15 protein-coding genes are annotated in these 12,589 nt (G+C 65.0%); 12 read left to right on the forward strand and 3 right to left on the reverse strand.

The features are described from left to right. Positions 1 to 12 precede the first annotated feature (12 nt). Positions 13 to 303 (forward strand): translation initiation factor IF-1, encoded by a 291-nt coding sequence (gene infA / locus AAFG50_RS38075; protein ID WP_011084263.1) that lies wholly within the window; start codon positions 13 to 15, stop codon positions 301 to 303. A 276-nt stretch (positions 304 to 579) separates the two neighbouring features. Continuing rightward, a complete protein-coding gene (locus tag AAFG50_RS38080) occupies positions 580 to 792 on the forward strand; it encodes a cold-shock protein (protein ID WP_011084262.1) in 213 nt (70 codons plus the stop codon). Positions 793 to 891: 99 nt separating this feature from the next. Here AAFG50_RS38080 and AAFG50_RS38085 read toward each other — a convergent pair whose 3' ends face one another. Both AAFG50_RS38085 and AAFG50_RS38090 read right to left on the reverse strand, forming a co-directional pair. Further along, entirely contained in the window at positions 892 to 1,389 is a 498-nt protein-coding gene (locus AAFG50_RS38085; RefSeq protein WP_011084261.1) for a pilus assembly protein N-terminal domain-containing protein, read from the reverse strand. Between the two features lie 154 nt (positions 1,390 to 1,543). Continuing rightward, positions 1,544 to 2,371, reverse strand: a complete 828-nt coding sequence (locus tag AAFG50_RS38090; protein ID WP_028173501.1) for a sterol desaturase family protein — start codon at positions 2,369 to 2,371, stop codon at positions 1,544 to 1,546. Positions 2,372 to 2,636: 265 nt separating this feature from the next. Here AAFG50_RS38090 and AAFG50_RS38095 point away from each other — a divergent pair, with 265 nt between their 5' ends. The 10 genes from AAFG50_RS38095 (at position 2,637) to AAFG50_RS38140 (ending at position 11,563) form a co-directional block, all read left to right on the forward strand. Next, positions 2,637 to 2,801 (forward strand): Flp family type IVb pilin, encoded by a 165-nt coding sequence (locus AAFG50_RS38095; RefSeq protein WP_011084259.1) that lies wholly within the window; start codon positions 2,637 to 2,639, stop codon positions 2,799 to 2,801. 70 nt (positions 2,802 to 2,871) lie between these two features. Beyond that, on the forward strand, positions 2,872 to 3,018 hold the full coding sequence (locus AAFG50_RS38100; RefSeq protein WP_165448137.1) for a hypothetical protein: 147 nt from the start codon (positions 2,872 to 2,874) through the stop codon (positions 3,016 to 3,018). Positions 3,019 to 3,140: 122 nt separating this feature from the next. After that, complete coding sequence (locus AAFG50_RS38105) at positions 3,141 to 3,665, forward strand: prepilin peptidase (protein ID WP_028173502.1); 525 nt, start codon at positions 3,141 to 3,143, stop codon at positions 3,663 to 3,665. A 127-nt stretch (positions 3,666 to 3,792) separates the two neighbouring features. Then, positions 3,793 to 4,593: a Flp pilus assembly protein CpaB gene (gene cpaB, locus AAFG50_RS38110; protein WP_028173503.1), complete on the forward strand. Its 801-nt coding sequence runs from the start codon at positions 3,793 to 3,795 to the stop codon at positions 4,591 to 4,593. Positions 4,594 to 4,604: 11 nt separating this feature from the next. After that, positions 4,605 to 6,080: a type II and III secretion system protein family protein gene (locus AAFG50_RS38115; RefSeq protein ID WP_028173504.1), complete on the forward strand. Its 1,476-nt coding sequence runs from the start codon at positions 4,605 to 4,607 to the stop codon at positions 6,078 to 6,080. Positions 6,081 to 6,100: 20 nt separating this feature from the next. Next, positions 6,101 to 6,835, forward strand: coding sequence for a pilus assembly protein CpaD (locus AAFG50_RS38120; protein WP_011084255.1), 735 nt, complete (start codon positions 6,101 to 6,103; stop codon positions 6,833 to 6,835). After that, positions 6,832 to 8,100 (forward strand): AAA family ATPase, encoded by a 1,269-nt coding sequence (locus AAFG50_RS38125; RefSeq protein WP_011084254.1) that lies wholly within the window; start codon positions 6,832 to 6,834, stop codon positions 8,098 to 8,100. Before AAFG50_RS38120 ends, AAFG50_RS38125 begins: the two co-directional genes overlap by 4 nt. 21 nt (positions 8,101 to 8,121) lie before the next feature. Continuing rightward, complete coding sequence (locus AAFG50_RS38130) at positions 8,122 to 9,585, forward strand: CpaF family protein (RefSeq protein WP_028173505.1); 1,464 nt, start codon at positions 8,122 to 8,124, stop codon at positions 9,583 to 9,585. A gap of 16 nt (positions 9,586 to 9,601) precedes the next feature. Next, a complete protein-coding gene (locus AAFG50_RS38135) occupies positions 9,602 to 10,579 on the forward strand; it encodes a type II secretion system F family protein (protein ID WP_028173506.1) in 978 nt (325 codons plus the stop codon). Between the two features lie 9 nt (positions 10,580 to 10,588). Further along, the gene (locus tag AAFG50_RS38140; RefSeq protein WP_011084251.1) at positions 10,589 to 11,563 is read left to right on the forward strand and encodes a type II secretion system F family protein; all 975 of its coding nucleotides are present in this window, start codon (positions 10,589 to 10,591) and stop codon (positions 11,561 to 11,563) included. Positions 11,564 to 11,625: 62 nt separating this feature from the next. On the opposite strand, the gene AAFG50_RS38145 is transcribed toward AAFG50_RS38140, so the two are convergent. Then, positions 11,626 to 12,441 carry a tetratricopeptide repeat protein gene (locus AAFG50_RS38145; protein WP_028173507.1) on the reverse strand — a complete coding sequence of 272 codons (816 nt, stop codon included), beginning with the start codon at positions 12,439 to 12,441 and terminating at the stop codon, positions 11,626 to 11,628. Between the last annotated feature and the right edge of the window lie 148 nt (positions 12,442 to 12,589).

The raw sequence follows: 12,589 nt of genomic DNA on the forward strand, positions 1-12,589 counted from the left end.
CTGGAGACATTCATGGCTAAGGAAGAGCTGATCCAGTTCGAAGGACTGGTCACCGAAATCCTCCCCGACGCCCGCTACCGCGTGCAGCTCGACGCCGGGCACGAGATCGTTGCCTACACCGCCGGCAAGATGAAGAAGAACCGCATCAAGACGCTCGCGGGCGATCGCGTGACGGTGGAGATGTCGCCCTACGATCTCGAGAAGGGCCGGCTGATTTTCCGCCACAAGGACGAACGTCCCGCAACATCCGGCGGACCGCCGCGGGGTGGCGCGCAGCGCGGTGGCCAGTTCCGCCGCCGCTAGGCGGCGAACGACGATTCCGCGCGCAAGCGCGGAATCGAAATGCTGACCTGTATGCTGATCTGCCGCGCACATCGCGGCGGATCAAAAAATCGTGCGCGTCAGGATTGTTTTGAAGCCTCATTTCCAATAAAATGAATTAATCGATTTTCGGCCGGACGACATTGGCATCCACCGGTACAGCCGGTTCAGACACGCTGACGACCCTTCCAGAAATTCGATCTAACCTGCCCGCGCGAGCGGGCTCTTACATTGTGTATCTGAGAAGGAACTACCCCCGTGAGCATGGGAACCGTGAAGTGGTTTAACGCGACCAAGGGCTTTGGCTTCATCCAGCCCGACGACGGCGGCAAGGACGTGTTCGTGCACATCAGCGCCGTCGAGCGCGCCGGTCTCGGCACGCTGCGCGAAGGCCAGAAGATCTCCTACGAGATCGTTGCCGATCGCCGGTCCGGCAAGTCGGCCGCCGACAATCTTCGCTCCGCTGGCTGAGTCGACGGAGTTTCGGCTCGCGCGAACGAGCCAACGCAACAGAAAAGGCCGTGCGCGACGCACGGCCTTTTTTCATGTTCGAAGAACGGGGCGGTCCTGCTAGTTGGTCTTGGCGCCCGCGCCGGCGTTGCCGCTGGCATTGCTGCTCAGCGAACCGGCCTGGCTCATCGTGGTGTTGAAGAAGTTGTCGCTGTCGCCCAGCGTCACGCGACGCTGGCAAATCGGCATGCAGCTATAGGACTCACGCTCGACCCCGCGGTAGACGGTGACGAGCCGGTCGCTCGGACCTTCGACCTGGATCTGGCGGTCGACCAGGATCTCGCCGCCCCTGTCGAGCGCGATGAAATTGGTGGCGCCGTAGCCCTTCCCGGTCACGACGATCATGCCGCCGGGCTGGAGCGTGACGTCGGCGATCAGGGGATTGCCGACCACGATGGTCGCAACCTTGCCGGGCAGCCGGACCAGCTTGGCCTGGTCGACATTGACGGCGATGGTATCGGCGGTGGATTCGGCAAGACCGGCAGCCGGCGATGCCAGCACCGCGGCCGCAACCAGAAGACACACGCGCGCATGGCGGCGCAGCAGTTCTTTACGCATACTCTTACCCCCGGGACGTCACAAACCGGCAGAAGCGATTGATACAGCGGAGCCGGTGCCCGACCGCGCTAACCTGCCCTCAATTCGTGAACGTTCCGCAAATTCGCCGACTATTGTTTGAGCGGACTGGCGTTTTAAAGTCCTCGCGGTCGTGCTAGCGGCGGAACGGATAAGCGAGCTGGCCCGCGATCTCCCTGGGCATGGTCGCTTCGTCCTTGCCGTAATCCTGCGGCAGTTGCCCCTCCGGCATGCGGAAGGTGCCGAACAGCACGTCCCAGAGCGGGAAGGTCCCGGCGAAATTGGTGTCGCCGCCCTCCTCGAGCGAGGTGTGGTGCCAGCGGTGGAACACCGGCGTCGCCAGCACGTATTTGAACGGTCCGAAGGTCCAGTTCAGATTGGCGTGCACGAAGGCCGAGTGGAAGGTCGTGAACGGGGCAAGCCAGATCATGACATTCGGGGAAATGCCGGCCATCAGCAGCACGACGTCGACCCCGATCGAGCCGAGCACGAGATTGACGGGATGGAAGCGGGCCGCCGAAATCCAGCTGATCTCCTCCGAGGAGTGATGGATCGCGTGATACTTCCAGAACTCGCCGCCGTGGAACAACCGGTGCAGCCAGTACAACATGAAATCCGACAGGACCAGGAAGAGGACAGCCTGGACCCAGAGCGGCAATAGCGCCAGCGGGCCGTGGCCATTGTCGTAGAAGGCGATGAGACCGTCGGCATCGTGGATGTTGAAGAGGAGACTCGCGCCGACGATCAAGAGCCCGATCCGCATGGTGCGGGCGAACACCGGAACGAAGAACCAATAGCAGATGTCGGTGACGATCTCCCGCTTGCGCCACCAGGGCGTGCCGGGATTGCAGGCCCAGAAATGCTCGAGCACGGTGAAGACCGCCGCGAGCGCGAGGGTGATGGGGACCACCTTCGCGATGGTCTCGCCGAGCATCAGGGCGACTTGCATGGGCAGGCTCGACATCGTCGCCTCTCTTCCGGATTGCTGGTCCTCCTACGCCTACTCCGCGAAATTTAAGGGAGGGTGAAGCCGGCGACGCACTTGCGGTACGTTAGAACCGCAGCGAATTCCAGCGGGCCTTAAGGCGAAATTCACTCTGGGCAAAAGCATCGCGCAGGGATCGGGTTTGCACGATCGAATTAACTCTACCGAAAGAGCTCGGCTTTCATGCTCTTAGCGTCAAAGACAGCGCCGAACGAGGCGATCCAACCCCAGATGGAGTTTGTTCATGAAGAACCTGATTGCGCGTTTCGCCAAGGATGAATCCGGCGCCACCGCCATCGAATACGGCCTGATCGCCGCCGGCATCGCGCTGGCCATCATCACCGTCGTCAACAACCTCGGCAGCACGCTGAACACCAAGTTCACCTCGATCAGCACCTCGCTGAAGTAAGCGACCGACAGGCGACGGCAAAAGCCCCGGACATCCGGGGCCTTTGTTTTTCTGAGTACGGCGAGTTCCAGTGGCGTTACGCAAGTACAGAACCGATGCCGCGGTTGCGGCGAGCGAGGCGGAGGCGGCGCAGACCGGCTCGCCGGCCTACTGGGTCTGCCTTGCACTGCTGCTTGCGACGCTCGCACTCGCCGCGCGCATTGCCAGCCTCTGGTGAGCACGCCTCGCGCGATCCGCCCTGTCGAGGCCACAGCCGCCGTTGTCGGTTTGTTTAGCTCTGCAGGGTAGCATCGGGCGACGCCAGATATCGCGACGAACCCAGGCCTCAAGACGCAGCCCATGATCCTCGACCTTGCGCGCCTTCTGCTCTTCCCGGCCCTGATGGCGTTCGCCGCCGCGAGCGATCTCTTCACGATGACGATCTCGAACCGCGTCTCGCTGGCGCTGGTCGCAGGCTTCTTCGCGCTCGCCCTCACCGGTGGCATGGCACCTTACGAGATGCTGGGCCATGTCGGCGCCGGCGCGCTTGTCCTGGTCGTGGCCTTCACCTGTTTTGCGATGGGCTGGGTCGGCGGCGGCGACGCCAAGGTCGCGGCCTCCGTCGCGCTCTGGTTCGGCTTCGCGCCATTGATGAACTTCCTGCTCTACGCCTCGCTGTTCGGCGGAGCGCTGACGCTGCTCCTGCTCCAGTTCCGGCAATGGCCGCTGCCCTACGGCCTCGCGGGCCAGGCTTGGCTTGCGCGACTGCACGCCAAGGAGAGCGGCATTCCCTATGGCATCGCGCTCGCACTGAGCGCGCTGATGGTCTACCCGGAAACCGAGTGGGTAAAGGCGATCGACCTCACTCATCTCGCACTGCGTTGAACGCTCCGGGTAAACCAGGCGTTAAGGCGATTTAGATACGCCTCATTAACCATGCTTTGACGAATAGCTGGTCAACTGCCGATTACGGCGGCGGCTGCGTCGCGGCGTTTGTTGGAAAGTGAAGCGTATGAATAGGGCACGCATTGTCGTCCTGACGGTCGCCATCTGCGCCGGCGGTGTCGCCGCGTACCTGGCGAGCGGCTCGGACAATTCTGCGCCGCCTCCGGCGGCTCCGGTCGCGCAGCTTCCAACCGTCGACGTGCTGGTGGCCAAGAACGACATCGGCCTCGGCCAGACCGTGAAACCGGAAGACGTGCAATGGCAGACCTGGCCGGCCGCGACCGCCAGCGCCACCTTCATCCGCCGCAACGAGCGCCCCGAGGGCGTGACCCAGGTGACCGGCTCGATCGCGCGCGCCCCCTTCATCCAGGGTGAGCCGATCCGCGACCAGAAACTGGTCAAGGCCGAAGGCTCCGGCTTCATGGCGGCAATCCTGCCCACCGGCATGCGCGCGATCTCGACCGAGATCTCGCCGGAGACCGGCGCAGGCGGCTTCATCCTGCCCAACGATCGCGTCGACGTGCTTCTGACGCGCCGCCTCAAGAACCCGGACCCGAGCAACGGCGCCCCCGATATCGTCACGTCCGAGATCATCCTGGCCAACATCCGCGTCCTGGCCATCGACCAGGCGCCGAAGGAGAAGGACGGCCAGAATACGGTGGTCGGCAAGACCGCCACCCTCGAGCTCAACCCCACGCAGACGGCGACGCTTTCCGCCGCCCGCCAGAGCGGCACGCTGTCGCTGGCGCTGCGCAGCATCGTCGACGTCAAGATGAGCGAGATCACGCTCGATGATTCCGCACAGAGGCGCGATGGCGTTTCGATCATTCGCTACGGTATCCCAAGCTCGACGGCGAAGGCACGATGAGGTCAGTCGATATGAAATGCAGGGCAGATTTGGCGACGATGCGAACCTCAATGGTCCGCGCCCTGTCGTTTTCGGCCGCCCTCGCGCTGGTGCTCAACCCGGCACTGACCCCCGTGGTCGCCGCCGACTATCGCCCCGCAGCGCCGGTCGCGGCCGACGGCCAGATGAACGCGCGCTTCCTCTCGCTCGGCGTCGGCAAGTCCATCGTGATCGACCTTCCGCGCGACATCAAGGATGTGCTGGTCGCCGACCCCAAGATCGCCAATGCGGTGGTCCGCTCGTCGCAGCGCGCCTACATCATCGGCGCCGCGGTCGGGCAGACCAACATCGTGTTCTTCGATTCCGCCGGCCAGCAGATCGCGGCCTATGACATCGCGGTCAAGCGCGACCTCAACGGCGTGCGCGCCGCGCTGAAGCAGATCCTGCCCAATTCCGACATCCAGATCGACGGCCTCGGCGAAGGCATCGTGCTGACCGGCACGGCGGCGAATCCGATGGAAGCGCAGCAGGCCAATGATCTCGCCGCGCGCCTCGCCGGCGGCGCCGACAAGGTCGTGAACTCGATCGTGGTCCGCGGCCGCGATCAGGTCATGCTCAAGGTGACAGTCGCCGAAGTCGCGCGCAGCATCGTCAAGCAGCTCGGCATCGACCTCACCGCCAACCTCAACTACGGTACCTCCGTGGTGACCTTCAGCAACTCCAACCCGTTCACCGCTCTTGGCAAAAATCTGGTGGACGGCAACAGTCTGACCACGAAGTTCGGCGCGACGCCGTCGGTGCAGGCCACCCTGCGCGCGATGGAGACCGCCGGCGTGATCCGGACGCTGGCCGAGCCGAACCTGACCGCGATCTCCGGCGAGTCGGCGACCTTCATCGCCGGCGGCGAATTCCCGGTACCGGCGGGCTATGCGTGCGATCCCACGACGCATGTCTGTACCACCCAGATCAGCTTCAAGAAGTTCGGCATCTCGCTCAACTTCACGCCCGTGGTGCTGACCGAGGGCAAGATCAGCCTGCGGGTGATGACCGAGGTTTCGGAACTGTCGAACGAGAATGCGATCACGCTGTCGCAGGCCGTGACCTCCACGTCGGTGAACTCGCTCACGGTGCCTTCGATCAAGACCCGCCGGGCGGAGACGTCGCTGGAGATTCCCTCCGGCGGCGCGATGGCGATGGCCGGCCTGATCCAGCAGCAGACCAAGCAGGCGGTCAGCGGGCTGCCGGGCCTGATGCAGCTCCCGATCCTCGGCACGCTGTTCCGCAGCCGCGACTTCGTCAACAACGCGACCGAGCTGGTCGTGATCGTGACGCCCTATATCGTTCGCGCGGTGGCGCAAAAGGATCTGTCGCGGCCGGATGACGGATTCTCCGCGCCTGCCGATCCGCAGGTCGAGCTGCTCGGCAACATCAACCGCATCTACGGCGTGCCTGGCCGGACCGAGCCGGGCCGGAACTACCGCGGCACCTACGGCTTCATCACCGACTAAGGCGGAACGGGGACTTCGTTATGACCACAAGACCACCCCAGATTCGCAGAGGCGCCATCGGCTTCGGTGGCGCGCTCGTCGGCATCGGGCTTGCGCTCGGCGGCTGCCAGCACGACGAAGCGGTCACCGCCTCCATTCCCGACAGTTACAAGCAGCGTCATCCGATCGCGATCGAGGAGCAGAACCGCTCGATCGTCGTCTTCGTCGGCCACGCCCGCGGCGGGTTGACTGCGGCCCAGCGCGCCGACGTGATGGGCCTGGCATCGGCCTGGCTGCATGAGGGCACCGGCGCCATCCATATCGACGCGCCGTCCGGCACGCCCAACGCGCGTCCGGTCGCGGAGTCGATGCGTGAGATCCAGGCGATGCTGGCGGCGGCAGGCGTTCCGCCACGCGGCATCATCGCCCGCCCCTACCAGCCGGAAGACAAGCGTTTCCTGCCGCCGATCCGGCTGACCTATTCCAAGATCGCCGCAGTCGCGGGCCCCTGCGGCCTGTGGCCGGAGGACATCGGCCCCTCGATGAAGAACAAGGGCTGGTTCGAGAACAAGGAATACTACAATTACGGCTGCGCCTATCAGCGCAACCTCGCAGCCATGGTCGACAATCCCTCGGACCTCGAGCAGCCGCGGCCGGAGACACCTTCCTATACGACACGGCGCACCGCCGCGTTCGAGAAGTATCGCAAGGGAGTACCGACGGCGGTCTCCTATCCTGAGGCCGACAGGGCCAAACTCAGCGACACCGGCAAATGATCAGCTACGCCAGGCAAACACACGAAGAGCAGCCGGAAGCAGCTCCGCCGCCGGCCGAGGAGCATATCGCGCCTGCGCCGCGCGTCTCGGTCCAGGCCTTCTGCGAGACCGTGGAAACTGCTGCCGCGGTACAGTCGGCCGGCGAGGATCGCCGTCTCGGCAAGGCCCACCTGAAGATCCAGATGGGCGGCATGGCGGCTGCGGTCGAAGCCTACCGCTCGGCGCCCACGCCGAACGTGATCGTGCTCGAGAGCGACGGCCGCAACGACCTCCTGGGCGGGCTCGACCAGCTCGCCACCGTCTGCGACGCCGGCACCCGCGTGGTCGTGATCGGCCGCATCAACGACGTCATGCTCTATCGCGAGCTGGTGCGCCGCGGCGTCAGCGACTACGTGCTCGCGCCGGTTGGCGCGATCGACGTCGTGCGCTCGATCTGCAACCTGTTCTCCGCGCCGGAAGCCAAGGCGGTCGGCCGCATCATCGCCGTGGTCGGCGCCAAGGGCGGCGTCGGCGCGTCCACCATCTCCCATAACGTCGCCTGGGCGATCGCGCGCGACCTCGCGATGGACGCGGTCGTCGCCGATCTCGACCTCGCCTTCGGCACCGCCGGGCTCGACTACAACCAGGACCCGCCGCAAGGCATTGCGGACGCCGTGTTCTCGCCCGATCGCGTCGATACCGCCTTCATCGACCGCCTGCTGTCGAAATGCACCGACCACCTCAGCCTGCTGGCGGCGCCGGCGACGCTGGACCGGGTCTACGATTTCGGCACCGACGCCTTCGATTCCGTGTTCGACACGCTGCGCTCCACCATGCCCTGCATCGTGCTCGACATCCCGCACCAATGGTCGGGCTGGACCAAGCGCGCTCTGATCGGGGCGGACGACATCCTGATCGTGGCGGCGCCCGACCTCGCCAATTTGCGCAATACCAAGAACCTGTTCGACCTGCTGAAGGCCTCGCGCCCCAACGACCGGCCGCCGCTCTACTGCCTGAACCAGGTCGGAGTGCCGAAACGTCCCGAAATCGCCGCTACGGAGTTCGCCAAGGCGATCGAGAGCCAGCCGGTCGTCTCGATCCCGTTCGAGCCGCAGATCTTCGGCTCGGCGGCCAACAACGGCCAGATGATCGCGGAGATCTCCGCCAACCACAAATCGATCGAGATGTTCCTCCAGATCGCCCAGCGCCTGACCGGCCGCAGCGAAACGAAGAAACAAAAGTCGTCCCTGCTTTCACCCCTGATTGATAAGTTGCGGGGAAAATAAGCCGCCGCATGGAGTCGTTAAGTGTTCGGTAAGCGTAGCGGAACAGACACCGACCTTCGGGCCCCGAAGCCCGGCGCCGTGTCGCCAGAGCCTGCCCCGGCTCCGGCGCCGACGGTGTCGCGCGCGCCGCCCCCGCCGGCCGTCGCCTCGCCGCCGCTTGCCCCGGCGAGGCCTGCGCCGGCGATGGAAACCCGCCGCTCGGACAATTACTACGAGGTCAAGGCGACCATCTTCGGCGCGCTGATCGAGGCCATCGACCTCGCCCAGCTCGCCAAGCTCGATTCGGAATCGGCCCGCGAGGAAATCCGCGACATCGTCAACGAGATCATCGCGATCAAGAACATCGTGATGTCGATCGCCGAGCAGGAAGAGCTGCTCGACGACATCTGCAACGACGTGCTCGGCTACGGCCCGCTGGAGCCGCTGTTGTCGCGCGACGACATCGCCGACATCATGGTCAACGGCGCCAACACCGTCTACATCGAAGTCGGCGGCAAGATCCAGCGCACCGGTATCCGCTTCCGCGACAACCAGCAGCTCCTCAACATCTGCCAGCGCATCGTCAGCCAGGTCGGCCGGCGCGTCGACGAATCCTCGCCGATCTGCGACGCGCGCCTTGCCGATGGCTCCCGTGTCAACGCGATCGTGCCGCCGCTGTCGATCGACGGGCCCGCACTCACCATCCGCAAGTTCAAGAAGGACAAGCTGACCCTGGATCAGCTCGTCAAGTTCGGCGCAATCTCGCCGGAGGGCGCCGAGATCCTCCAAATCATCGGCCGCGTCCGCTGCAACGTGCTGATCTCCGGCGGTACCGGCTCGGGCAAGACCACGCTGCTCAACTGCCTCACCAACTACATCGAGCACGACGAGCGCATCATCACCTGCGAGGACGCGGCCGAGCTTCAGCTCCAGCAGCCCCACGTGGTGCGGCTCGAAACCCGCCCGCCCAACATCGAGGGCGAGGGCCAGATCACCATGCGCGAGCTGGTGCGCAACTGCCTGCGTATGCGCCCCGAACGCATCATCGTCGGCGAGGTCCGCGGACCCGAGGCGTTCGACCTGCTTCAGGCCATGAACACCGGCCATGACGGCTCGATGGGCACGCTGCACGCCAACAACCCGCGCGAGGCGCTGTCGCGCTGCGAATCCATGATCACGATGGGCGGCTTCTCGCTGCCGTCGCGGACCATCCGCGAGATGATCTGCGCCTCGATCGACGTCATCGTCCAGGCCGCGCGCCTGCGCGACGGCTCGCGCCGCATCACGCACATCACCGAGGTGATGGGCATGGAAGGCGACACCATCATCACCCAGGACATCTTCCTCTACGACATGATCGGCGAGGACGCCAACGGCAAGATCATCGGGCGGCACCGCTCGACCGGCATCGGCCGTCCGAAGTTCTGGGAACGCGCTCGCTATTACGGCGACGAGAAGCGCCTTGCCGCCGCACTCGATGCGGCGGAAGTGGCGCCAACGACGTGAGCAGGTCAGCGCCGCCATGAACATGCAGGTCCTCGCCCTCGCCTTCCTCGCCACCGCCGCTGTCGGCGGCATCGCCTGGGTCTTCCTCTATCCGTTGCTGTCCGGGGAGCGGAAGGCGGAAAACCGCCGTGCCTCGATCGCGCGCGCCGACGCGCCCGCGGCCAAGCAGACCGAAAAGAGCCAGCGCTCACGCCGTGAGCAGGTCGAGACTTCGCTGAAGGATCTCGAGGCACGACGTCAGCAGGAGAAGAGCGTTCCGCTCAACATCCGCCTGTCGCAGGCGGGGCTGGACTGGACGCCGCAGAAATTCTGGATCGTGTCCGCCGTCGTGGCGGGCGTGCTGTTCGTAGCCGCCATGTTCGTCGGTGGCGGCCTGCTCGGCGGCGCCGGCCTCGCCTTCGCCGGCGGCTTCGGCTTGCCGCGCTGGGCACTCAGCTTCCTGAAGAAGCGCCGCGAAAGCAAATTCCTGGCCGCGCTGCCCGACGCCGTCGACGTGATCGTCCGCGGCATCAAGGCGGGCCTGCCGCTGTTCGAATCGATCAAGGTGGTCGCCGCCGATTCGCCCGAGCCGCTGCGCAGCGAGTTCCTGGCCATCATCGAGACGCAGGCGATCGGCATGCCGCTCGGCGAAGCCTGCTCGCGCCTCTACGATCGCATGCCGCTGCCGGAAGCCAACTTCTTCGGCATCGTCATCTCGATCCAGCAGAAGTCGGGCGGCAACCTCTCCGAAGCGCTGGGCAACCTCTCCAAGGTGCTGCGCGACCGCAAGAAGATGAGGGAAAAGATCCAGGCGATGTCGATGGAGGCCAAGGCTTCGGCCGCCATCATCGGCTCGCTGCCGCCGATCGTGATGTTTCTCGTCTATCTCACGACGCCGCACTACATCTCCCTGCTGTGGACCCATCCTACCGGGCAGCTCATGCTGGTCGGCTGCGTCGTCTGGATGTCGGTCGGCATCATGGTGATGAAGAAGATGATCAACTTCGATTTCTGACGGTGGCGTATGGTCGAATTTCTGGTTTCGAAACTGCATGACGTCCGTTTCATGACCATGCTGCTGGCGGCCATCGCCGCCAGCGCTACCGTCTATACGCTGGTGATGCCGCTGTTCGCCGGCGAAGGCCTCTCCAAGCGCATGAAGGCGGTGGCGAGCGAGCGCGAGCGGATCCGGCAGCGCGAGCGCGAGCGCCTCAACAAGAGCGAGAAGGTCTCGCTGCGCCAGACCCCGAAGCAGCTCGTCTCCAAGGTCGTCGAGGATTTCAACCTCACCAAATGGCTCGCGCAGGAAGCTGCCCGCGACAAGCTCATCATGGCCGGCTACCGCGGTCAGGCGCCCTACATCACCTTCCTGTTTGCGCGCATGGTCGCTCCGATCACCCTGTTCGTGGGCTCGGTCCTGTACGTGTTCCTGATCGCGCATATGGAGAAACCGGTGCCGGTCAAGATCGGCATCTGCATCGGCGCCGCCTATCTCGGGCTTCAGGCCCCGATGCTGTTCCTCAAGAACGCGATCTCCAAGCGCCAGCTTTCGATCAAGCGCGCCTTTCCCGACGCGCTCGACCTGCTGCTGATCTGCATCGAATCCGGCATGTCGGTCGAAATGGCATTCCGGAAAGTCGCCACCGAAATCGTCGGCCAGTCGATCGCGCTGTCGGAAGAGTTCACGCTGACCACCGCCGAGCTGTCCTATTTGCAGGACCGCAAGGTCGCCTATGAGAACCTGGCGCGGCGCACCGGGCTCGAGGGCGTCAAGTCGGTGTGTCTGGCGCTCCAGCAGGCGGAACGTTACGGCACTCCGCTCGGACATTCCCTGCGCGTCATGGCGCAGGAAAACCGCGACATGCGCATGACCGAGGCCGAGAAGAAGGCCGCTGCGCTGCCGCCGAAGCTGACGGTGCCGATGATCCTGTTCTTCCTGCCGGTGCTGTTCGTCGTCATTCTCGGGCCGACCGGCATCAAGATCTCCGAGATGCAGTGACGCAAGACTTGAGCCGCGTGCGGTTCGCGCGAGCGGCTTTGGGATGAGACGATCGGGTCGGATCAGTCGGGTCGGCTGAGCGCGGCGACGGGCGTCCGCTTCGGTGCGCCGCGTGGGACGTCGCTGCGGCTCAGCATTTCCTTGAGATAGGCGACGTTGGCTGCGGCCTGCTCCGGCGGCAGGTCCGCCTTCACGATAGTCTCGGCTTCGGCAAAGCGGCCCTGGAGACCGACGACCAGGCCGAGATTCTGCCGCACCCGCGCGCTCGCGCGCGGCGAGGCGTAGGCCTGCCGCAACGCCTCTTCGGCCTTGGGAAGGTCTCTCGACAGCATGTAGGACAGGCCGAGATTGGACAGCACGCCGGGATCGCCCGGCGCGATCTTCAGCGCGCTCGCATAATAGGAACGCGCCTCATCGTGACGGCCCATCTGATCGAGCGCCGTGCCCTGCACCGAGAGCAGACGCCAGTCCGGATTGTCGGGTGAATGCGCTTTCGACAGCACGTCGAAGGCCTGCTGGAAATTGCCGTTGTCGGCGAGTGCACGGCCGTACTGGGCGAGCAGCGCCTTGTTGCCGGGATTGGCGATGGTCGCCTGCTCGAGAACGGCGGCGGCCTGGGCGCGCTGGCCGTTGGCGCGCAAGGCCTGACCATAGCCGAGCGCGGCCTCGGCGTCCTTGGGATTGGCACGGTAACGCTCGCCATAGACTTCGACGGCGCCTGCGGGATCGCTGGGAGGGGGGGCCTCCGCGCGCGACCCGATCGATCCGGTGACGTCGGAGAGCTTTGACATTGCCGTGCAGCCGCCGAGGCTCATGGCCACCACCGCAACGAGCGAGGCAGATGCGAGAAGCCGGGCAGGACTGAACCGTTGACGCATGACGCTTTGACTCTCGAGCGGATGGATCGAGCCGAACGCGCCAGCAATAGACTGTTAACCCTAATGGCGGGTTAACGCTGGGATGCCTGCCCCTCTCACGGCGGCGTCCGCGGCGGCACCTCTCCGCCGAGACCGAGGTCGAGGCCGA

It is taken from the genome of Bradyrhizobium sp. B039 (genome assembly GCF_038965675.1).
Taxonomy (GTDB): domain Bacteria; phylum Pseudomonadota; class Alphaproteobacteria; order Rhizobiales; family Xanthobacteraceae; genus Bradyrhizobium; species Bradyrhizobium diazoefficiens.

Excerpts from the sequence above, each read along its gene's own strand:
- infA (WP_011084263.1), top strand. The coding sequence starts at position 13 with ATGGCTAAGGAAGAGCTGATCCAGTTCGAAGGACTGGTCACCGAAATC.
- AAFG50_RS38085 (WP_011084261.1), bottom strand. The coding sequence starts at position 1,389 with ATGCGTAAAGAACTGCTGCGCCGCCATGCGCGCGTGTGTCTTCTGGTT.
- AAFG50_RS38090 (WP_028173501.1), bottom strand. The coding sequence starts at position 2,371 with ATGTCGAGCCTGCCCATGCAAGTCGCCCTGATGCTCGGCGAGACCATC.
- AAFG50_RS38095 (WP_011084259.1), top strand. The coding sequence starts at position 2,637 with ATGAAGAACCTGATTGCGCGTTTCGCCAAGGATGAATCCGGCGCCACC.
- AAFG50_RS38105 (WP_028173502.1), top strand. The coding sequence starts at position 3,141 with ATGATCCTCGACCTTGCGCGCCTTCTGCTCTTCCCGGCCCTGATGGCG.
- cpaB (WP_028173503.1), top strand. The coding sequence starts at position 3,793 with ATGAATAGGGCACGCATTGTCGTCCTGACGGTCGCCATCTGCGCCGGC.
- AAFG50_RS38115 (WP_028173504.1), top strand. The coding sequence starts at position 4,605 with ATGAAATGCAGGGCAGATTTGGCGACGATGCGAACCTCAATGGTCCGC.
- AAFG50_RS38120 (WP_011084255.1), top strand. The coding sequence starts at position 6,101 with ATGACCACAAGACCACCCCAGATTCGCAGAGGCGCCATCGGCTTCGGT.
- AAFG50_RS38125 (WP_011084254.1), top strand. The coding sequence starts at position 6,832 with ATGATCAGCTACGCCAGGCAAACACACGAAGAGCAGCCGGAAGCAGCT.
- AAFG50_RS38135 (WP_028173506.1), top strand. The coding sequence starts at position 9,602 with ATGAACATGCAGGTCCTCGCCCTCGCCTTCCTCGCCACCGCCGCTGTC.
- AAFG50_RS38140 (WP_011084251.1), top strand. The coding sequence starts at position 10,589 with ATGGTCGAATTTCTGGTTTCGAAACTGCATGACGTCCGTTTCATGACC.
- AAFG50_RS38145 (WP_028173507.1), bottom strand. The coding sequence starts at position 12,441 with ATGCGTCAACGGTTCAGTCCTGCCCGGCTTCTCGCATCTGCCTCGCTC.